General features: G+C 72.4%; 18 protein-coding genes and 3 pseudogenes. 14 read left to right on the plus strand and 7 right to left on the minus strand.

The genetic code is table 11. From position 1 onward, the window contains the following. Positions 1 to 34 precede the first annotated feature (34 nt). The 8 genes from atpE (at position 35) to FM076_RS23095 (ending at position 6,992) form a co-directional block, all read left to right on the plus strand. The gene (atpE, locus tag FM076_RS23060; RefSeq protein WP_173872860.1) at positions 35 to 289 is read left to right on the plus strand and encodes an ATP synthase F0 subunit C; all 255 of its coding nucleotides are present in this window, start codon (positions 35 to 37) and stop codon (positions 287 to 289) included. 42 nt (positions 290 to 331) lie between these two features. Beyond that, complete coding sequence (locus FM076_RS23065) at positions 332 to 901, plus strand: F0F1 ATP synthase subunit B (protein WP_173872861.1); 570 nt, start codon at positions 332 to 334, stop codon at positions 899 to 901. After that, positions 898 to 1,713, plus strand: coding sequence for a F0F1 ATP synthase subunit delta (locus FM076_RS23070; RefSeq protein WP_173872862.1), 816 nt, complete (start codon positions 898 to 900; stop codon positions 1,711 to 1,713). Before FM076_RS23065 ends, FM076_RS23070 begins: the two co-directional genes overlap by 4 nt. A gap of 158 nt (positions 1,714 to 1,871) precedes the next feature. After that, complete coding sequence (gene atpA, locus FM076_RS23075) at positions 1,872 to 3,443, plus strand: F0F1 ATP synthase subunit alpha (RefSeq protein ID WP_173872863.1); 1,572 nt, start codon at positions 1,872 to 1,874, stop codon at positions 3,441 to 3,443. A 2-nt stretch (positions 3,444 to 3,445) separates the two neighbouring features. Continuing rightward, positions 3,446 to 4,372 (plus strand): F0F1 ATP synthase subunit gamma, encoded by a 927-nt coding sequence (locus FM076_RS23080; protein WP_173872864.1) that lies wholly within the window; start codon positions 3,446 to 3,448, stop codon positions 4,370 to 4,372. Between the two features lie 2 nt (positions 4,373 to 4,374). Then, the gene (gene atpD / locus FM076_RS23085; RefSeq protein ID WP_173872865.1) at positions 4,375 to 5,817 is read left to right on the plus strand and encodes a F0F1 ATP synthase subunit beta; all 1,443 of its coding nucleotides are present in this window, start codon (positions 4,375 to 4,377) and stop codon (positions 5,815 to 5,817) included. A 184-nt stretch (positions 5,818 to 6,001) separates the two neighbouring features. Next, positions 6,002 to 6,385, plus strand: a complete 384-nt coding sequence (locus tag FM076_RS23090) for a F0F1 ATP synthase subunit epsilon (RefSeq protein WP_173872866.1) — start codon at positions 6,002 to 6,004, stop codon at positions 6,383 to 6,385. Positions 6,386 to 6,533: 148 nt separating this feature from the next. After that, on the plus strand, positions 6,534 to 6,992 hold the full coding sequence (locus tag FM076_RS23095; RefSeq protein WP_173872867.1) for a DUF2550 domain-containing protein: 459 nt from the start codon (positions 6,534 to 6,536) through the stop codon (positions 6,990 to 6,992). A gap of 88 nt (positions 6,993 to 7,080) precedes the next feature. Here the strand turns inward: FM076_RS23095 and FM076_RS23100 are convergent, their stop codons facing one another. Continuing rightward, complete coding sequence (locus FM076_RS23100) at positions 7,081 to 7,740, minus strand: response regulator (RefSeq protein ID WP_173874947.1); 660 nt, start codon at positions 7,738 to 7,740, stop codon at positions 7,081 to 7,083. Between the two features lie 59 nt (positions 7,741 to 7,799). Next, positions 7,800 to 9,122, minus strand: coding sequence for a sensor histidine kinase (locus FM076_RS23105; RefSeq protein WP_173872868.1), 1,323 nt, complete (start codon positions 9,120 to 9,122; stop codon positions 7,800 to 7,802). A 186-nt stretch (positions 9,123 to 9,308) separates the two neighbouring features. On the opposite strand from FM076_RS23105, the pseudogene FM076_RS23110 reads away from it, so the two are divergent. Together FM076_RS23110 and aac(3) are read left to right on the plus strand one after the other, a co-directional pair. Further along, positions 9,309 to 9,845: pseudogene (locus FM076_RS23110) on the plus strand (hypothetical protein); the annotation flags it as partial. A gap of 207 nt (positions 9,846 to 10,052) precedes the next feature. Continuing rightward, positions 10,053 to 10,904, plus strand: coding sequence for an aminoglycoside 3-N-acetyltransferase (aac(3), locus tag FM076_RS23115; protein WP_173872869.1), 852 nt, complete (start codon positions 10,053 to 10,055; stop codon positions 10,902 to 10,904). A gap of 18 nt (positions 10,905 to 10,922) precedes the next feature. On the opposite strand, the gene FM076_RS23120 is transcribed toward aac(3), so the two are convergent. The 5 genes from FM076_RS23120 to FM076_RS23140 form a co-directional block, all read right to left on the minus strand. Beyond that, complete coding sequence (locus tag FM076_RS23120; protein WP_243274612.1) at positions 10,923 to 11,756, minus strand: hypothetical protein; 834 nt, start codon at positions 11,754 to 11,756, stop codon at positions 10,923 to 10,925. 28 nt (positions 11,757 to 11,784) lie between these two features. Continuing rightward, complete coding sequence (locus tag FM076_RS23125) at positions 11,785 to 12,420, minus strand: HAD-IA family hydrolase (RefSeq protein WP_345945175.1); 636 nt, start codon at positions 12,418 to 12,420, stop codon at positions 11,785 to 11,787. Continuing rightward, entirely contained in the window at positions 12,417 to 12,989 is a 573-nt protein-coding gene (locus tag FM076_RS23130) for a cob(I)yrinic acid a,c-diamide adenosyltransferase (RefSeq protein ID WP_173872871.1), read from the minus strand. The genes FM076_RS23125 and FM076_RS23130 overlap by 4 nt, the downstream gene beginning before the upstream one ends. 42 nt (positions 12,990 to 13,031) lie before the next feature. Continuing rightward, complete coding sequence (locus FM076_RS23135; RefSeq protein ID WP_173872872.1) at positions 13,032 to 13,787, minus strand: ABC transporter permease; 756 nt, start codon at positions 13,785 to 13,787, stop codon at positions 13,032 to 13,034. Between the two features lie 67 nt (positions 13,788 to 13,854). Then, positions 13,855 to 14,643 (minus strand): ABC transporter ATP-binding protein, encoded by a 789-nt coding sequence (locus FM076_RS23140; protein ID WP_173872873.1) that lies wholly within the window; start codon positions 14,641 to 14,643, stop codon positions 13,855 to 13,857. A gap of 80 nt (positions 14,644 to 14,723) precedes the next feature. On the opposite strand from FM076_RS23140, the gene FM076_RS23145 reads away from it, so the two are divergent. The 4 genes and pseudogenes from FM076_RS23145 to FM076_RS23160 form a co-directional block, all read left to right on the plus strand. Further along, entirely contained in the window at positions 14,724 to 15,380 is a 657-nt protein-coding gene (locus FM076_RS23145) for a TetR/AcrR family transcriptional regulator (protein ID WP_173872874.1), read from the plus strand. Positions 15,381 to 15,566: 186 nt separating this feature from the next. Continuing rightward, positions 15,567 to 16,415 carry a 3-hydroxyacyl-CoA dehydrogenase NAD-binding domain-containing protein gene (locus tag FM076_RS23150; protein ID WP_173872875.1) on the plus strand — a complete coding sequence of 283 codons (849 nt, stop codon included), beginning with the start codon at positions 15,567 to 15,569 and terminating at the stop codon, positions 16,413 to 16,415. Positions 16,416 to 16,582: 167 nt separating this feature from the next. After that, positions 16,583 to 16,882 (plus strand): annotated as a pseudogene (locus tag FM076_RS34095) (STAS domain-containing protein); the annotation flags it as partial. Between the two features lie 276 nt (positions 16,883 to 17,158). Continuing rightward, a pseudogene (locus tag FM076_RS23160) lies at positions 17,159 to 18,688 on the plus strand (ATP-binding protein); the annotation flags it as partial.

An 18,688-nucleotide genomic window follows, 5' to 3' on the forward strand; every position in this document is an offset into this window, starting at 1 on the left:
CCCCGCCGGTCCGTACAGAGAAGGAAGTAACGGCATGTCCGCTGCTCTCGAAATGGTCAACCTCGCCGCTGAGAAGGGCGTTACCGGCAACCTCGGGTCCATCGGCTACGGCCTCGCCGCCATCGGCCCCGGCATCGGCGTCGGCATCGTCTTCGGCAACGGCACCCAGGCGCTGGCCCGTCAGCCCGAGGCCGCCGGTCTGATCCGTCAGAACCAGATCCTCGGCTTCGCCTTCTGTGAGGCGCTGGCCCTCATCGGCATCGTCATGGGCTTCATCTTCCGCTCCTGACGACCGAGCGAACGACCCCTTTTTCCGACGGAAGGCACTGACGTGAACGCCCTGGTACCCCTGGCGGAGACCGAGGTTCCGCAGAACCCGCTCGTTCCGCCGATCCCAGAGCTGGTCATCGGCCTGATCGCATTCGCCATCGTCTTCTTCTTCCTGTGGAAGAAGCTCCTTCCGAGCATCAACAAGGTGCTGGAAGAGCGTCGTGAAGCCATTGAGGGCGGCATCGAGAAGGCCGAGGCGGCTCAGCAGGAGGCTGCCGAGGTACTCCAGCAGTACAAGGACCAGCTCTCCGAGGCCCGCCACGAGGCCGCCCGCCTGCGTGCCGAGGCACAGGAACAGGGCGCCGCGCTCATCGCCGAGATGCGCGCCGAGGGCCAGCGGCAGCGTGAGGAGATCATCGCCGCCGGCCACGCCCAGATCGAGGCCGACCGCAAGCAGGCCGCTCAGACGCTCCGCCAGGATGTGGGCAAGCTCGCCACCGACCTGGCCGGGAAGCTCGTCGGTGAGTCCCTGGAGGACCACGCCCGGCAGAGCCGCGTCATCGACCGCTTCCTCGACGGGCTCGAAGAGGCCGCTGAGGCCGAGGCCAATGTCAACGGAGCCGCCCGATGAATGGTGCGAGCCGTGAGGCGCTTGCCGCCGCACGTGGGAGCCTGACCGCGCTGACCGACTCCACGTCGGTCGACGCCGCGGCTCTGGCCGACGAGCTCGCCGCCGTCACCGCGCTGCTGGAGCGCGAGGTCTCGCTGCGCCGGGTCCTCACCGACCCGGCGCAGGACGGGGAGGCCAAGGCCGGCCTCGTCCAGCGGGTGCTCGCCGGCCAGGTCAGCGGCCCGGCCACCGACCTGGTCTCCGGCATGGTCCGCTCCCGCTGGTCCGCGCCGCGCGACCTGGTCGACGCGGTCGAGGAGCTGGCGGACCTGGCCGACCTCGTGGCCGCGGAGCGCGACGGATCGCTCGACGACGTCGAGGACGAGCTGTTCCGGTTCGCCCGGACCGCCGCCTCGTCGCCGGACCTGCGCTCCGCGCTCACCAGCCGCACGGCGACGCCCGAGGCCAAGCGGGCGCTGGTGCACCAGCTGCTGGAGGGCCGGGTGCGGCCCGCCACCGAGCGTCTGGTCACCCGTCTGGTGACCCAGCCGCGGGGACGTAGCCTGGAGGCAGGGCTCGACGCACTGTCCAAGCTGGCCGCCGGGCGCCGGAACCGCTCGGTCGCCGTCGTGACCTCCGCGGTGCCGCTCAGCGACGAGCAGAAGCGGCGCCTGGGCGCGGCGCTGGCCAAGCTCTACGGCCGCCAGGTGCACCTGAACCTGGACGTGGACCCCGGGATCCTCGGGGGGATCCGGGTGCAGGTGGGCGACGAGGTCATCAACGGCTCGGTCGCCGACCGCCTGGAGCAGGCCCAGCGGCGGATGGCGGGCTGACGGCCGCCGCGGCGGCGCGACAGGACCCGGCGCGCGTGCGCCAACCAACTCAACAAGCACGAAAGCGGCCCGAGTTGGGCCGTACAAGGGACTCGGGGGAGACGCCCCCCGGAGCCCGAAGCAACTTACGGGCCCAACAAGGAGAGCAGGGAACCCAGATGGCGGAGCTCACGATCCGGCCGGATGAGATCCGGGACGCGCTGGAGAACTTTGTCCAGTCGTACACGCCGGACGCGGCCTCGCGCGAAGAGGTCGGTACGGTCAGCGCTGCCAGCGATGGCATCGCGAAGGTCGAGGGGCTGCCCTCGGCCATGGCGAACGAGCTGCTGAAGTTCGAGGACGGCACCCTCGGCCTCGCCCTCAACCTGGAGGAGCGCGAGATCGGTGCGGTCGTCCTCGGTGAGTTCAGCGGCATCGAAGAGGGCCAGTCGGTGCAGCGTACCGGCGAGGTCCTGTCGGTTGCGGTCGGTGACGGCTACCTCGGCCGGGTCGTCGACCCGCTGGGCAACCCGGTGGACGGTCTCGGCGAGATCGAGACCGAGGGCCGCCGTGCGCTGGAGCTCCAGGCGCCCACGGTCATGCAGCGCAAGTCCGTGCACGAGCCGATGGAGACCGGCTACAAGGCCGTCGACACCATGACGCCGATCGGCCGCGGTCAGCGTCAGCTGATCATCGGTGACCGCCAGACGGGCAAGACCGCGCTGTGCGTCGACACGATCATCAACCAGCGCGACAACTGGCGCTCCGGCGACCCGGACAAGCAGGTGCGCTGCATCTACGTCGCCGTCGGCCAGAAGGGCTCCACCATCGCGTCCGTGCGCGGCGCGCTGGAGGAGGCCGGAGCGCTGGAGTACACGACGATCGTCGCCGCCCCGGCGTCCGACCCGGCCGGCTTCAAGTACATCGCGCCCTACACCGGCTCGGCCATCGGCCAGCACTGGATGTACCAGGGCAAGCATGTGCTGATCATCTTCGACGACCTGTCCAAGCAGGCCGACGCCTACCGTGCCGTCTCCCTGCTGCTGCGCCGCCCGCCGGGCCGTGAGGCCTACCCGGGTGACGTCTTCTACCTGCACTCCCGGCTGCTGGAGCGCTGCGCCAAGCTCTCCGACGACATGGGCAAGGGCTCGATGACCGGTCTGCCGATCGTCGAGACCAAGGCGAACGACGTCTCGGCGTTCATCCCGACCAACGTCATCTCCATCACCGACGGCCAGTGCTTCCTGGAGTCCGACCTGTTCAACGCGGGCCAGCGCCCGGCGCTGAACGTCGGTATCTCCGTCTCCCGCGTCGGTGGCTCCGCCCAGCACAAGGCGATCCGCCAGATCACCGGTTCGCTCCGGGTGGACCTGGCCCAGTACCGCGAGCTGGAGGCGTTCGCCGCCTTCGGTTCCGATCTGGACGATGCCTCCAAGGCCGCGCTGGAGCGCGGTAAGCGCATGGTCGAGCTGCTCAAGCAGCCGCAGTACCAGCCGTTCGCCACCGAGGACCAGGTCGTGGCCATCTGGTCCGGCACCAGCGGCAAGATGGACGACGTGCCCGTCGAGGACATCCGCCGCTTCGAGCGCGAGCTGCTGGACTACATGCACCGCGAGGAGCAGGGCCTGATGACCGGCATCCGCGAGGGCGGCAAGATGTCGGACGACACGGTCCAGGCGCTCGGCGACGCGGTCGACAAGTTCAAGAAGCAGTTCGAGACCTCGGACGGCAAGCTGCTGGGCGAGGGCTGAGCATGGGTGCCCAGCTCAGGGTCTACAAGAGGCGGATCAAGTCCGTCTCCGCGACCAAGAAGATCACCCGGGCGATGGAGATGATCGCCGCCTCGCGCATCATCAAGGCGCAGCGCAGGGTGGCGGCCTCCGAGCCGTACGCGACGGAGCTGACCCGCGCGGTCACCGCCGTGGCGGCCGGATCCGACACCCGGCACCCGCTGCTGACCGAGGCGGAGCAGCCCAAGCGGGCCGCGGTGCTGCTCGTCACGAGCGACCGCGGTCTGGCCGGCGGCTACAACTCCAACGCCATCAAGGCGGCCGAGCAGCTGAACGAGCGGCTGACCGCCGAGGGCAAGGAGATCGTCAGCTACGTCGTCGGCAGCAAGGGCACGGCCTACTACGGTTTCCGCGGCCGCCTGGTCAAGGAGTCGTTCACCGGCTTCACCGACAACCCGACCTACGCGGACGCGAAGGCCGTGGCGGCGCCGCTGATCGAGGCGGTGCAGGCGGAGACCGCCGAGGGCGGCGTGGACGAACTGCACATCGTCTACACCGAGTTCATCTCGATGATGACGCAGACGCCGGTGTCCGACCGGATGCTGCCGCTCACCCTGGACCGGGGCGAGCAGGCATCCCAGGCGGCGGCCGGCGGCAAGGGCGTCCTTCCGCTGTACGACTTCGAGCCCTCGGCCGAGGACGTACTGGACGCGCTGCTGCCGCGCTACGTCGAGTCCCGGGTCTACAACGCCCTGCTCCAGGCGGCGGCCTCCAAGCACGCCGCCACCCGCCGGGCGATGAAGTCCGCCACGGAGAACGCCGAGGAGCTCATCAAGTCGCTGACGCGGCTTGCGAACGCGGCCCGCCAGGCCGACATCACCCAGGAAATCAGCGAGATCGTCGGTGGGGCGAGCGCGCTGGCTGACGCTAACGCGGGGAGTGACCGCTAACCATGACCACCACTGTTGAGACGGCCACCGCCACGGGCCGTGTAGCCCGGGTCATCGGCCCGGTCGTCGACGTGGAGTTCCCCGTCGACGCCATGCCGGAGATCTACAACGCGCTGACGGTCGAGGTCTCGGACCCGGCCGAGGACGGCAAGAAGAAGACCCTGACCCTGGAGGTCGCCCAGCACCTCGGTGAGGGGCTGGTCCGCGCCATCTCCATGGAGCCGACCGACGGCCTGGTCCGCCAGGCCCCGGTGACCAACACCGGCGAGGGCATCACCGTGCCCGTCGGCGACGTCACCAAGGGCCGGGTCTTCAACACCCTCGGCCGCATCCTGAACGAGCCGGAGGCCGAGTCCGAGGTGACCGAGCGGTGGTCCATCCACCGCAAGGCGCCCGCCTTCGACCAGCTCGAGTCCAAGACCGAGATGTTCGAGACCGGTCTGAAGGTCGTCGACCTGCTGACCCCGTACGTCAAGGGCGGCAAGATCGGTCTGTTCGGCGGCGCGGGCGTCGGCAAGACCGTCCTCATCCAGGAAATGATCATGCGTGTGGCCAAGCTGCACGAGGGCGTTTCCGTGTTCGCCGGTGTGGGCGAGCGCACTCGTGAGGGCAACGACCTGATCGAGGAGATGGCCGATTCCGGCGTCCTCCCGCAGACCGCGCTGGTCTTCGGCCAGATGGACGAGCCCCCGGGGACGCGGCTTCGCGTCGCGCTGGCCGGTCTGACCATGGCGGAGTACTTCCGCGATGTGCAGAAGCAGGACGTGCTGTTCTTCATCGACAACATCTTCCGCTTCACCCAGGCCGGTTCCGAGGTCTCCACCCTGCTGGGCCGGATGCCCTCCGCGGTGGGCTACCAGCCGAACCTGGCGGACGAGATGGGTGTGCTCCAGGAGCGCATCACCTCGACCCGCGGCCACTCCATCACCTCGATGCAGGCGATCTACGTGCCCGCGGACGACATCACCGACCCGGCCCCGGCCACCACCTTCGCGCACCTCGACGCGACGACGGTCCTCTCCCGTCCGATCTCGGAGAAGGGCATCTACCCGGCGGTGGACCCGCTGGACTCCACCTCCCGGATCCTGGACCCGCGGTTCGTCTCGCAGGAGCACTACGAGTGCGCCGAGCGCGTCAAGGGGATTCTGCAGAAGTACAAGGACCTGCAGGACATCATCTCCATCCTCGGCATCGACGAGCTGTCCGAGGAGGACAAGCTCACGGTGTCGCGCGCCCGCCGCATCGAGCGCTTCCTGTCGCAGAACACCCACGCGGCCAAGCAGTTCACCGGCCTCGACGGATCGGACGTCCCGCTGGACGAGTCGATCGCGGCCTTCAACGCGATCGCCGACGGCGAGTACGACCACTTCCCGGAGCAGGCGTTCTTCATGTGCGGTGGCCTCGACGACCTCAAGAAGAAGGCCAAGGAGCTGGGCGTCTCCTGACGCGGTCCGGCGCCGCCCGGCGGTGATCCACCGCGGGCGGCGCCGGTCCCGGCGCTCCCGTGTGCATCAACGCGCGGCCTGGCGCGCATGTGCGCCGGTTGTGCTCCGCGGCGGGGGCGGGTGCGCGTACCCGCCCCCGCGCCGCACCCCTTATCCTTTCCCCATCCCAGTCTGAGGAGCCACAGTGGCTGAGCTGCACGTCGAGTTGGTCGCCGCCGACCGCAAGGTCTGGTCCGGCGAGGCCAGCCTGGTCGTCGCGCGCACCTCGTCGGGTGATATCGGTGTCATGCCCGGCCACCAGCCGCTGCTCGGCGTGCTGGAGTCCGGCCCGGTCACCATCCGCACCACAGGTGAGAGCGGCAAGGGCACCGTCGTCGCCGCCGTGCACGGCGGGTTCATCTCCTTCGCCGACAACCAGCTCTCCCTGCTCGCCGAGGTCGCGGAACTGACCGACGAGATCGATGTCGAGCGGGCGGAGCGCGCGCTGGAGGAGGCCAAGTCGCAGGCCGACGAGGAAGCCGAGCGGCGCGCCGCCGTCCGGCTGCGAGCGGTGACGGCCGCTCGCTGACGTTGGTCGCGTCACATCCGGCGCACGACGACACTCAGCCGCGGGTGGTCCCGGAATTCTCCGGGGCCGTCCGCGGCTGAAGCCATACAGAAGCGTTTGAGAGACTTGCGACCCGCGGGTCCCGGAAAGAGCGAGGAGGTCGGTGAAGATGGTCCTCGCTCTGATGCTGTGCGGCGCGGTCGTCCTGCTGGTGGTCGCGGGGCTTTTCGCCTTCGGGGTGCGCCGGCGGCTCATCCAGCGGTCCGGTGGAACGTTCGACTGCAATCTGAGGTGGGCGGTCTCCGAGGGGGAGGCGGTCGAGCCGAAGGGCAAAGGCTGGGCCTACGGAATCGCCCGCTACAACGGAGACCGCATCGAGTGGTTCCGCGTCTTCTCGTATGCCCCCCGGCCCCGCCGCCATCTGGTGCGCGGGGCCATCGACGTTCTGGAGCGGCGTTCCCCCCAGGGCGAGGAGGAGCTGGCTCTGCTGTCCGACTCCGTGGTGCTGGCGTGCGCCGTGGGGCCCGAGCGGATCCGGGTGGAGCTGGCCCTGAGCGAGGACGCCCTCACGGGTTTCCTCGCCTGGCTGGAGGCGGCACCCCCGGGCCAGCGCGTCAACGTGGCCTGACGGATGCGGCCTGAGGGACGTGACCCGACGCCGTCCGGGCGGGGCGTCGCCGAGCGGGAAGCCGGCGGGCGGCCCGGGGGCAGGAGGATCAGGGCGCCGCGATGCCCAGTTCCTGTGCGAGCACGGCGGCCTGGGTGCGGCTGCGCAGCTCCAGTTTGGCCAGCAGCCTGCTGACATGGGTCTTGACGGTGGCCTCCGCCATGGTGAGGCGGGCGGCGATCTCGGCGTTCGACAGGCCCTCACCGAGACAGCCGAGGACCTCGCGCTCCCGGCGCGTCAGCGCCCCGACGCCGGGCGGCGGCTCCTGGGGCGCGCGCGGCACCCGCCCTCCGCCCCCGCCGGCGAACTCCGCGATCAGGCGCCGGGTCACCGCGGGCGCGATCATGCCCTCGCCGCGGGCGACCGTGCGGACCGCGTCGACCACCGTGGCCGCGTCGCTGTCCTTGAGCAGGAACCCCGCCGCGCCCGCGCGCAGAGCGCCGAAAACGTACTCGTCGTGGTCGAACGTGGTGAGCACCAGCACATCCGCGAGACGGTCGCCGGTGATGCGTCCGGTGGCGGTCACCCCGTCGAGGCGGGGCATCTGGATGTCCATGAGCACCACGTCGGGCGCCAGTTCGCCCGCGAGCCGCACGGCCTCCTCGCCGTCGCCCGCCTCGCCGACGACCTCGATGCCGGCGGCGTGCCTGAGGATGAGGACCAGTCCGGCCCGTACGGCCTGCTGGTCCTCGGCGACCAGAACGCGGATGCGCTCCGGGGGCGCCTGCTGGTCCTCGCTCGGTCCGGTGCCCGGGGCCGGGTCGCCTGTCACGGTTGTGCCTCCCTCGGTTCGGTGCGGCGCTGTGCTCTCGCCTCGCCCGCCGCGGCGGGCGGAGCGACGGCCGTCTCGTCCAGGGCGGGGAGCACGGCGTGCACCTCCCACACCCGTCGCCCCCCGGCGGTGGACGGGCCCGCCGTCAGGTCGCCGTGCAGCAGTTCCGCCCGCTCGCGCATGCCGATCAGTCCCGCGCCGGCGCCGGGGGCGCGCGGCGCGCCCCCGTGCGCGCCGTCGGGCTCCAGCGGACTGGTGACGCGGATGTGCAGGGCGCCCGAGGGCGCCGGGTCGCGGTGCAGCGCGACGGCGACGGGTCCCGGGGCCGCGTGCTTGAGCGCGTTGGTGACCGCTTCCTGCACGACGCGGTAGGCGGCCAGTTCGACGGGCGCGGGCAGCCGTTCGCCGGGCGGCCGGCCGTCGGACAGGGTGAAGGTGCGGCCGTCGCCGGCCAGCGCCCGGGCCCGTTCGAGGAGCGCGTCGAGCCCGTCGAGCGAAGGGGCCGCGGCCGGCTCGTCCACGCCGGCCGCGTTGCGCAGCAGCCCGATGAGCCGGCGCATCTCCGCCAGCCCCTGCACACTGTTCTCCCGGATGACGCCCAGCGCCTCGTGCGTGGCGCTGCCCTGCTCGTCGCTGCCGCGCAGGGAGAGCGCCGCCGTGGAGTGGATCGCGATGGCCGACAGATGGTTGGCGACGACGTCGTGCAGCTCCCGGGCCATCCGGGCCCGTTCGGCGTTGACGGCCTCCTTGCGGTCCAGCTCCGCGAGCAGCGCCGTCTGTTCGGCCCGAAGCCGCTCGGCCTCGGCCTTCTCGCGATGGTTGCGGATCATCTCGCCCGTGGTGGTGGGGACCAGCAGCACACCCGCGCAGGCGGCGATGAGCAGCAGCATCTCCGCCCGCTGGTAGGCGACCAGCAGCCCCACCGAGACCAGCGCGGTGACGGCCACCGAGGCGCGCAGCACCGCACGGGAGAAGCGCGCCGAGCCGTAGAGCACCGCCGCGTAGAGGTGGTCGGTGAACAGCACCATGGTCGCCAGCAGGGAGCCGCTCAGCGTGTCGAGGGCCTGTGCCGCGATGCCCACGTACAGCACCCAGGGCTGCCAGCCGCGGCGCAGTGTGGCGGCCAGGCACATCACGGCGAGCGCGGCCAGGTTCAGCCAGCCGGGCAGCCCGGGCAGGACCGGGGCGCTGCCCAGGTCCAGGAACCACAGCAGCAGCCCGCAGGCACCCCCGGCGAACGCGATGAGGACGTCCTCCTCGTGCGGGCGGGGGAGGGCGCGCGGGCTGCGGGCCGGCGCCGTGGCCGCGGGGGAGGTCATGGCTCCATTCTCACGTGCGGCGCCTCGTGCCCCGGGACGGGTGCGGGCGAGGGCCACTGCATCGAAAGATGCAGTGGGGCGGGCGCCGAACCATCTCGCCCGACGACGCCCGGGGGCGGTGGCGCCGGGGAGCCTGGAGGGGTCGGTCCACCACCCGCAAGGGGTTACGCCAGGAGGGCGCTCACCATGATCGTGACGCTGATCATCGCCTGCGAGATCGGCTTCTGGGTGCTGCTCGCGGCCGGTCTCGCGCTGCGCTACCTCGCCCGGATGCCTCGTACGGGGGCGGCCGTGCTGCTGTGCGAGCCGCTGCTGGAGGTCGTGCTGCTCGTCGTCACGGCCATCGATCTGCGAAACGGTGCCGAACCCGACTGGAAGCACGGGCTCGCCGCCGTCTACATCGGCTTCACCGCGACCCACGGCCACTACATGGTCAGGTGGGCGGACGGGCACGCTGCGCACCTGCTGGGCCGGGGCCCGCGCCCGGACAAGGCGCCCCGGTACGGGACTGAGCGCACGGTCCACGAGTGGAAGATGGCCGCGCGGGGTGTCGGGGCCGCCGCCATCGCCGCGGGGCTGCTCCAGCTCGCCGTCTGGTACGTCGGGGACGGCCAGCAGAGCGAGCCGCTGCGCGCGTGGCAGAACCGCATGGGCGTGGTGGCGGTCATCAGCCTGCTGATCGCCGTGAGTTACACGATCTGGCCCCAGCGCCCCAAGGACGCCGGGACGGCGGTGCGGGCCGGGACGGCGGCCCGCGAGCCGGAGGTCACCGGGACGGCCGCGAGTCCGGAGGAGACCGCGAAGCCGGAGGAGGCCCGGAAAGGGGACGCGGGTGCGGCGGGCAAGGCCCCGGGCGAGGGGCGCCGGCTGCCGGTGGGTGTCCGGAAATAACCGGCGGCGGCCCCGGCCCGCACCCCGTACCCTCCCCGCATGGACGAACGCGCACTGCTCGCCCGCTCCTCCGGGCCCGTGACCTGTACCCGGCTGGTCCGGGACCTGACCGCGCTCGGGCTGCGCTCCGGTGACACCGTCATGTTCCACACCGCGCTCTCGGCGCTCGGGTACGTACCGGGCGGCCCGCTCACGGTTCTCGCGGCACTGCGGGAGGTGGTGGGCGAGAAGGGCACGCTGCTGGCCTACAGCGGATGGAACGACCAGCCGCCGTCCGACTTCGCCGACTGGCCCGCCGCATGGCAGGAGGCGGTGCGGGCCGAACAGCCGCCGTACGACCCCGGGCTGAGCGAGGGCACGCACGACAACGGCCGGCTCCCCGAGGCCCTGCGCCACCTGCCCGGCGCGCTGCGCACCCGGCACCCCGACAGCTTCGTGGCGCTGGGCGCGCGGGCCGAGGAGCTGGTCCGCGACATCCCCCTCGACCACCCGTACGGCACCGAGGGGGTGCTCGGCCGCTTCGTCGCGGCGGGCGGGCGGGTGCTGCTGCTGGGCGCCCCGCTGGACGCGCTCACGCTCCTGCACCACGCCGAGTACCTCGCCCAGGCGCCCGGAAAGCGCCACCTGACCTACGAGGTGCCGGTCCTGGACGCCGACGGGAGCCGGGTGTGGCGGCGCTACCGCGACATCGACACCGAGGACGGCGCGTTCTCCTACGGACAGGCCGTGCCGGAGGGCGAGTGGCCCTTCACGGTCATCGCCCGCGAGGCGCTGGCCTCCGGCATCGGCCGCCGCGGCACCGTCGGCGCCGGCGACAGCCATCTGTTCGAGGCGGCGGAGCTGGTGCGGTTCGGGGTGGCGTGGATCGAGGAGCACCTCACGCGCGGGTGACCGCCCGCGGGGACGTGGTCAGGCCGCCGGGTCGCGGCCGGGTGCCTCCTTGCTGTCCGGCTTCTCCAAGGCGGCCAGCGTGGCGCGGGTGTCCGTCTTCATCCAGCCGGTGACGGTCGCCGCCGACGGCGGCTCGAAGTCCTCGCCCACACCGCCGCCGAACCAGCTCCAGCTCATCTCGTAGGTCATCCACCCGGCGCGCACCTCCAGTTTGAGGCTGCCCAGGGAGTCGCCGCGCTGCTCCTTGACCAGGTACGCCTCGTCGCCGAAGCCGTCCACCGGGGTGACCTCGTACTGGTAGGTGCCGCCCTTCTGGTCCTCCCACACCCGCTGCTGGGAGGCGAACTCGCCCGCGGGGTCGGTCTTCTTGTGCCACTCCACATGGGTGGACACATACGTGGTCGGGGGCGTCCGCGAGGTCTCGCCGCGCTCGGTCATGGTGCGGCTGCAGCTGGAGACGTCCAGGCCCTTCTGCCGCGAGGAGTAGCCGTCGGGCTGGTCGGCGTCGGGCTCCTCCACCTTGTACTTCTCCTGGAACGAGGAGAGCTTCGCCGTGTCGCACATGTCGTGGTGGAAGCGGTGGCCCCGGTAGTCGGGGGTGCCGGAGCCGGAGGAGTCGCCGTCCAGCGCGCCGGTGGCCATCAGCGTCGCGGCCCAGGTGACGGAGGCGAGCACCACTCCGCCCAGGGCCCACAGCCAGCGGGGCCCGCCGCCTGAGGAAGTCCCCCGCGGCGGGCCGGGCGGCGGGGTGTGCGGCTGCGCGTACGGGTTGAACTGGTACGCGGGCACGGCGGTGGCGGTGGGCTGCTGTGGGTTCGGCTGCTGCGGCTGTGCCCCCGAGGGTATGGACATGCCCGGCACAGTACTCGCCTTCCGTGGCTCAGGAACCGGTGGCCCGGGGCAGACGGGCGGCGAACGTCTCCAGCACGGCCAGCGTCCCGGCGGAGTCCGTGTGCACATGTCCGGCCATGCCCAGTGCGCGGGCGGCGGCCACGTTCTCGGGCACGTCGTCGACGAAGAGCGCGTCGCCCGGGGCCGCGCCCAGCAGCTCCAGTGTGTAGGTGTAGATGCGCGGATCGGGCTTGGCGAAGCCGACCTCGCAGGAGAGCACGGCCTCGTCCGCGGCCGGCAGCACCTCGGACAGCTGGGGGCGGGCGTCGGGCCAGGCGTTGCTGACGAACGCGGTGGCGGCCCTGCCCCGCAGCGCGGCCACCGCGTCCAGCAGGGCCTGGTCCCACACGGGCCGCGCGGCCAGGTCGGCCCGCAGTTCGGCGACGGCGTCCTCGTCCAGACCGAGCCGCTCGCGCACCACGGACCACCACTGGGGCCCGCTCATCCGCCCGATGAGGACCTCGGTGTCGTTGCCCGCGTAGACGGCCGTGACGACGTCCCGCTCCGTGATGCCCAGCCGCGCCGCCCACTTGGCCGCGGCGGCGGGAAGCTTGTCGGCGACCACGACCCCGCCCAGGTCCATCAGCAGCGCGGGCCGCCCCCCTGTCCGGCCGCCCCCGCTCACCGCTCGCCGCCCGGCACCCACAGCACGTCCCCGACCGCCTTGTTGGCGGTCCGGGCCAGGATGAACAGCAGGTCGGAGAGGCGGTTGAGGTAGGTGGCCGTGAGGGGGTTCATCGTCTCGCCGTGCTCCTCCAGCGCCGCCCAGGTGGAGCGCTCGGCGCGCCGGACGACGGTGCACGCCTGGTGCAGCAGCGCCGCGCCCGGGGTGCCGCCCGGGAGGATGAAGGAGCGCAGCTTCTCCAGCCCCTCCAGGAAGCGGTCGCAGTCGGCCTCCAGCTTGTCGACGTAGGTCTGCTCGACCCGCAGCGGCGGGTACTTCGGGTCCTCCACGACGGGTGTGGACAGGTCGGCGCCCACGTCGAACAGGTCGTTCTGGACCCGCAGCAGCACCGTGCGGATCTCCTCGTCCAGGCCGCCCAGTGCCAGCGCGACCCCGATCGCGGCGTTCGCCTCGTTGGCGTCGGCGTACGCCGCGATGCGGGAGTCGGTCTTGGCGGTGCGGCTCATGTCGCCGAGCGCGGTGGTGCCCTTGTCGCCGGTACGGGTGTAGATCCGCGTGAGGTTAACCATGCTGCGAGCGTAGCCCGCACGCCCGCGCGGGGAAGGGCGCCGCTACGCCGCCGCCCTGCGGAACACCTGGGTGCCCAGCGTCAGCGAGAAGCCGGCCAGCGCCGCCGCGGCGAGCGCCCCGAGAGCGAGGGTGCCGTCGGTGTAGTGCCCGGTGAAGGCGTGCCGTACGGCGTCCACGACGTACCGGAACGGCACGAAGTGCGAGACGGTGTCCAGCCAGGCGGGGGCCAGCGACATCGGCAGCAGGATGCCCGACAGGAGCATCGCCGGCAGGTTGAGGGAGTTGACGACGGGCGCGAATTCCTGCGGGGAGCCGACCCGCATGGCCAGCGCGTAGGAGAGCGAGGCCAAGGAGGCGGCCAGCACGCCCACGAGGAGGAAGCCGAGCGCCACCCCGGCCACCGGCGCGCGCAGCCCGAAGGCGACGCCGGCCAGGACCAGCAGCAGGGACTGCGCGAACAGCTGGAGGACGTCGCGCACCAGGCGTCCCAGCAGCAGTGCGAGCCGGCTGACGGGGGTCACGCGCATCCGCTCCACCACGCCGTGCTGCTTCTCGATCAGAAGGGTGAAGCCGGCGAACGCCGAGGAGAACAGGCCGAGCTGGACGAGGAGTCCGGGCACCAGCGTCTGCCAGGAGTCCCCGGCGCCGCCCAGGTCGAGGTCCTGAAGGAGCGGTCCGAAGAAGACGAGGAAGAGCAGCGGCTGGAGCAGTCCGAACAGCAGCCCGAGGCGGGAGGCCAGGGTCTGCCTGAGGTAGCGGCCGGCGAGGATGCCGGTATCGGTGAGCAGGGGGGACACGGCGTCCCTTTCTGTGGGGTGCGGCGGGTCCGGTCAGGTGCCGCCTGGGGCGGACGGGCGCGTGTCCTCAGAGGGCCAGGGGCGCTTGCTCGTGTTCGCGCTGTGTGCGGCGTCCGGTGAGGGCGATGAAGGCGTCCTGGAGACTGGCGTCGGCCGATCCGGCGTACGCCTGCTTCAGTTCGGCGGACGTGCCCTGCGCGACGACGCGGCCGCCGTCCACGATCACCAGCCGGTCGGCGAGCGCGTCGGCCTCGTCCAGGTAATGGGTGGTCAGGAACACGGTCATGCCGCGCTCGTCGCGCAGCCGTCGCACCAGCTGCCACAGGTCGGCGCGGCTGCCCGGGTCGAGCCCTGTCGTCGGCTCGTCGAGGAAGAGCAGCGTGGGGTCGTGGGTCAGTGCCATGGCGATGTCCAGCCGGCGCCGCCGGCCGCCCGAGAGGGCGCGGCAGGGCCGGTCGAGCAGCGCGGTCAGGTCCATCTCCTGGGCCAGTTCGGCCGTGCGGCGCTCCGCCTCGGCCCTGGTGAGGCGGTAGAGCCTGCCCTGGGTGGTCAGTTCCTCGCGGACGCTGACGGCGGGGTCGGTGCCGCCGGACTGGGCGACGTAGCCGATGCGGGCGCGTACGCCCGCGGGGTCCGTCGACAGGTCGCGGCCCGCGACGGCCGCGGTGCCCGAGGTGGGCGGCAGCAGTGTGGTGAGCATGCGGAGCGTGGTCGTCTTGCCCGCTCCGTTGGGACCGAGGAAGCCGAGGATCTCGCCCTGTTCCACGGTCAGGTCGATGCCCCGTACGGCTTCGACCGTGCGGTCGCGGGTGCGGAAGGTCCGGGTCAGCCCGGTGGCGTGGATGGCTGCTGGCATGACGACAGAAAAACAGAGGGACTTAAAATTTGCAACCTCCCCAAAAATTAAGGGCCTCCATTCCGGCGTACGATGGGCCCATGGCCAGCACTGCCCCGACGGAGGGCCGCAGGGAACGCAAGAAGCGGGAGACCCGGCAGCGGATCTCCGACATCGCCACAGGTCTGTTCATGGCGCGCGGTTTCGACGCGGTCACCATCGCCGAGATCGCCGAGGCCGCCGACGTCTCGGTCAACACCGTTTACAACTACTTCCCCGCCAAGGAGGACCTCTTCTTCGACCGGGAGGAGGAGATGGTCGACCGCGCGGCCGCCCTGGTGCGCGACCGCCGGCCGGGGCAGTCCGCGGCCGACGCGGTGCTGGGCCGGCTGCGCGAGGACATCGCCGAGCGGAACCTGTACGCGGGCATCCGGTCGGGCTTCGACGAGTTCATGCGGGTCGTGAGGGAGTCGCCCGCGCTGGTCGCGCGCCTGATGGTGCTGCACCACCGCACCGCCGACCGGCTGCGGGAGACGCTGGCGGCCGAGACCGGCGCGGCCCCCGACGACCCGATGCCCGAACTCGTCGCCTACGAACTGGTGAACCTCGTCAACCTCGTGACCCGCCGCGCCACGCTCGGCGTCGCCGACGGCACCCCACCCGAACAGGCGGCGCGCGAGGCCCTCGCCAGGCTGGACGCCTTCGAGTCCCTGGTCACCGGCGAGCTTCTCGACTACGCGACGAAGCCCGGGGGTTGAGCGGCGCGCACCGTGCGGCACGCCAGGGTGTGATGTCCGCCATGTGAGACGTGATACGTGTCTCTTCACCACCCATGCCCCGCCGATAAGCGCTAATGTCCGCCCAACGGACGGTCAGTTACGGGTGCGCGGGGGACGCCGCACCAGTGGGCGCGGCGCCCGGCGGGACGAAGTGAGGGGAAGAACGTGGGGAAGAAGCTCGCCGTCATCGGAGCCGGACTCATGGGCTCCGGAATCGCGCAGGTCTCCGCCCAGGCGGGCTGGGACGTGACGCTCCGCGATGTGACGGACGAGGCGCTCACCCGCGGCACCGACGCGATCAAGGCGTCCTACGACAAGTTCGTCTCCAAGGGCAAGCTGGCGGCCGACGACGCCGAGGCCGCGCTGGCCCGCATCACCACCACCACGGACCTGGACGCGGCGGCCGGCGCGGACATCGTCGTCGAGGCCGTGTTCGAGAAGATCGAGGTCAAGCGGGAGATCTTCGCGGCCCTCGACAAGCTCGTCGGCGACCACACCGTCCTGGCGTCCAACACCTCCGCCATCCCGATCACCAAGATCGCGGCGGCCACCGGCCGCCCGGAGCGGGTCGTGGGCACCCACTTCTTCTCGCCGGTGCCGATGATGGCGCTGTGCGAGCTGGTGCGCGGCCACAAGACCAGCGACGAAACCCTCGCCACCGCACGGCGGTTCGCCGAGTCCGTCGGCAAGACCTGCGTCGTCGTCAACCGCGATGTCGCGGGCTTCGTCACCACCCGCCTCATCTCGGCGCTCGTCGTCGAGGCCGCCAAGCTGTACGAGTCCGGGGTCGCCTCCGCCGAGGACATCGACACCGCCTGCAAGCTCGGCTTCGGGCACGCCATGGGCCCGCTCGCCACCGCCGACCTGACCGGCGTGGACATCCTGCTGCACGCCACGGAGAACATCTACACCGAGTCCCAGGACGGCAAGTTCGCCCCGCCGGAGCTGATGCGGCGGATGGTCGACGCCGGCGACCTCGGACGCAAGAGCGGCCAGGGCTTCTACCAGCACTGAGCCGCGGCCGGCCGCTCCGCACCGCCGGCGCCCGCCGCTCGCCCGCGCGGGTGAAAGTCGGTACCGGTCGGGACACGGACGGCAACCCCACCGCGCCGCCACCCGTCATCCGTGACGGGACAACTCGTTGAAGGACACACGCCACGGACACCACTCCGGGAGCACATATGCACATCAGGGGCGACCACGCCGAGCTGGTCGTCGGAGGTCGTCTTGACGTCCGCAGCGCGGCGGACGCCCGTACGGTCCTGCACGCAGCCGTCGACTCGGGGGACGGCGACCTCGTGCTCGACCTCGCCGAGCTGGACTCGTGGGACGCCACGGGCCTCGGCGTCATCATGGGCGCGCACCGCCGCGCGGGACGCTGCGGCAGAAGGCTCGTCCTGCGCGAGGTGCCCCCGCAGATGCGGCGGGTCCTGGTCGCCACCCGGCTGCACCGGATCCTCGCGATCGAGTCACGCGCGGGGGACGGCCCCCCGGCTCCCGCACCCGCTTCCCCGCCCACCGCGCCGCCACCGGCCGCCGCGGTCACCCGGGCCGCCACGGCCCCCGCGGGCGTCGCGGCCTCCGCATCCGCCTCCGCGATCCCGCCCGCCGGGCCCGGACAGCCCGGCATCCTGGCGAACCCATGACAACCCCGCCGGTACCGGCACCGTACCCGTCCGCTTCCTGGACAATGGAGCGTGCGCGCCGGACCGGACCCTGACGGGCGGGGCCGGACGCGTCACCTGTTCTTGGGAGACATGACGATGGAACGGCACGGCAGCGACCGCAAGGCGCACGGGAACCAGTCAGAGCCCACCGGCGACGCCCGCACGGACGGCGCCCTGGGCAGCACGCCCGCCGGCGAACCCGCGGGCGGCACGCCCGCACAAGGAGGCGCCAGGGCCGTCCAGCTCGTCGCCGGCCAGTACCTCGTCACGGTCAACCCGGTCGACGGCAGCGAGGTCGAGCCCTGCCCGCCCGGCGACCGCCGGTCCGCCCCCGCCAGGCGCGCCCCGCACGAGCGGCCCGTCGCGAGCACCACCGACAAGCTGGCCGCGCTCCCGCCCGGCAGCCTCATCGAGCGGGACGAGGAACGCGAGCGCCTGGTGAGACTGCTCACCCGCGGCCGCTCCGTACGGCTCACCGGCCCCGCCGGATCCGGCCGCAGCGCGCTGCTCGACGCCGTGGCCGAGGACGTCGCCCACCTCGCACCGGACGGCGTCGTCCGCCTCAGCGGCTACCGCCGCACCCCCAGCGACCTGATGTACGACCTGTTCGCCGCCGTGCACCACGCCGCGCTCCACCGCCCCGGCAAGGCCGACCTGGACGGCGCCCTGGCCGAAATCGGCGCCGTCGTCCTCGTCGACGACCTGGAGTTCGGCGGAGCGGCCCTCGACGAACTGCTGCGGGCCACCCCCGAGTGCGCCTTCCTGTTCACCGCCACCCCCGACACCCCGGCGCCCGCCCCCGACTCCGGCGTCGAGGAGGTCTTCCTCGCCGGACTCAGCCGCACCGCCTGCACGGAACTGCTGGAGCGGGCCGTCCACCGCCAGCTCACCGACGACGAGGCCGACTGGGCGGCCGGCCTGTGGTTCGACTCCGAGGGGCTGGCGCTGCGCTTCGTCCAGGCGGGCGCGCTGCTGCGCCTCCAGGGCAGCGGCGCCGTCGTCCCCGGCCTCCCCGGCGACATGGCACTCGCCCCGCTGCTGGCCGCGGCCCTCCCCGAGGCCGGACGCGGCGCACTGCGGCTGGCCCTCGCCCTCGACGGCGAACTCCCGCACCCCGCCCACCTGGCCGCCCTCACCGGCGACCCGCAGGCCGAGGACGCCGTGCCCGAACTGCTCGGCCGCGGACTGGTCAGCCCCGCGGGCGGCCACCTGCGGCTCGCCGCCGGCGTCGCCGCCCAGCTCACCGAGGCCGGCTACGGGGAGAACCGCGAGGCAGCGGCGCTCGCCGCCGCCCAGCACTACGGCTGGTGGGCCGGGCAGCCCTCCGCCACCGCCGAGGACGTCACCCAGGAGGCCGACGCGCTGCTGGCCGCCGTGCGCGGCGCCCACCTGGGCGGCAACGCCAGCGCCGCCGTCCTGCTCGCCCGCACGGCCGCCCCGGTCCTGGCCGCGGGCCTGCGCTGGAGTGCCTGGGAGCGGATGCTGCGCTGCGGCCAGGAGGCGGCGCGCACCTCCGGCGAACTCGCCGAGGAAGCCTACTTCCACCACGAACTGGGCGTCCTCGCGCTGGCCGCGGACAACCCCGAGCGGGCCCGTACCGAACTGGAGGCCGCGCTCGCC

Source organism: Streptomyces albus subsp. chlorinus (assembly GCF_013302895.1).
Taxonomy (GTDB): domain Bacteria; phylum Actinomycetota; class Actinomycetes; order Streptomycetales; family Streptomycetaceae; genus Streptomyces; species Streptomyces chlorinus.

Bases quoted from the DNA above. Each gene is read 5' to 3' on its own strand.
- atpA (WP_173872863.1), top strand. From the start codon at position 1,872: ATGGCGGAGCTCACGATCCGGCCGGATGAGATCCGGGACGCGCTGGAG.
- FM076_RS23120 (WP_243274612.1), bottom strand. From the start codon at position 11,756: ATGTCCATACCCTCGGGGGCACAGCCGCAGCAGCCGAACCCACAGCAG.
- FM076_RS23070 (WP_173872862.1), top strand. From the start codon at position 898: ATGAATGGTGCGAGCCGTGAGGCGCTTGCCGCCGCACGTGGGAGCCTG.
- FM076_RS23145 (WP_173872874.1), top strand. From the start codon at position 14,724: ATGGCCAGCACTGCCCCGACGGAGGGCCGCAGGGAACGCAAGAAGCGG.
- atpD (WP_173872865.1), top strand. From the start codon at position 4,375: ATGACCACCACTGTTGAGACGGCCACCGCCACGGGCCGTGTAGCCCGG.
- FM076_RS23130 (WP_173872871.1), bottom strand. From the start codon at position 12,989: ATGGTTAACCTCACGCGGATCTACACCCGTACCGGCGACAAGGGCACC.
- FM076_RS23080 (WP_173872864.1), top strand. From the start codon at position 3,446: ATGGGTGCCCAGCTCAGGGTCTACAAGAGGCGGATCAAGTCCGTCTCC.
- atpE (WP_173872860.1), top strand. From the start codon at position 35: ATGTCCGCTGCTCTCGAAATGGTCAACCTCGCCGCTGAGAAGGGCGTT.
- FM076_RS23140 (WP_173872873.1), bottom strand. From the start codon at position 14,643: ATGCCAGCAGCCATCCACGCCACCGGGCTGACCCGGACCTTCCGCACC.
- FM076_RS23105 (WP_173872868.1), bottom strand. From the start codon at position 9,122: ATGACCTCCCCCGCGGCCACGGCGCCGGCCCGCAGCCCGCGCGCCCTC.
- FM076_RS23095 (WP_173872867.1), top strand. From the start codon at position 6,534: ATGGTCCTCGCTCTGATGCTGTGCGGCGCGGTCGTCCTGCTGGTGGTC.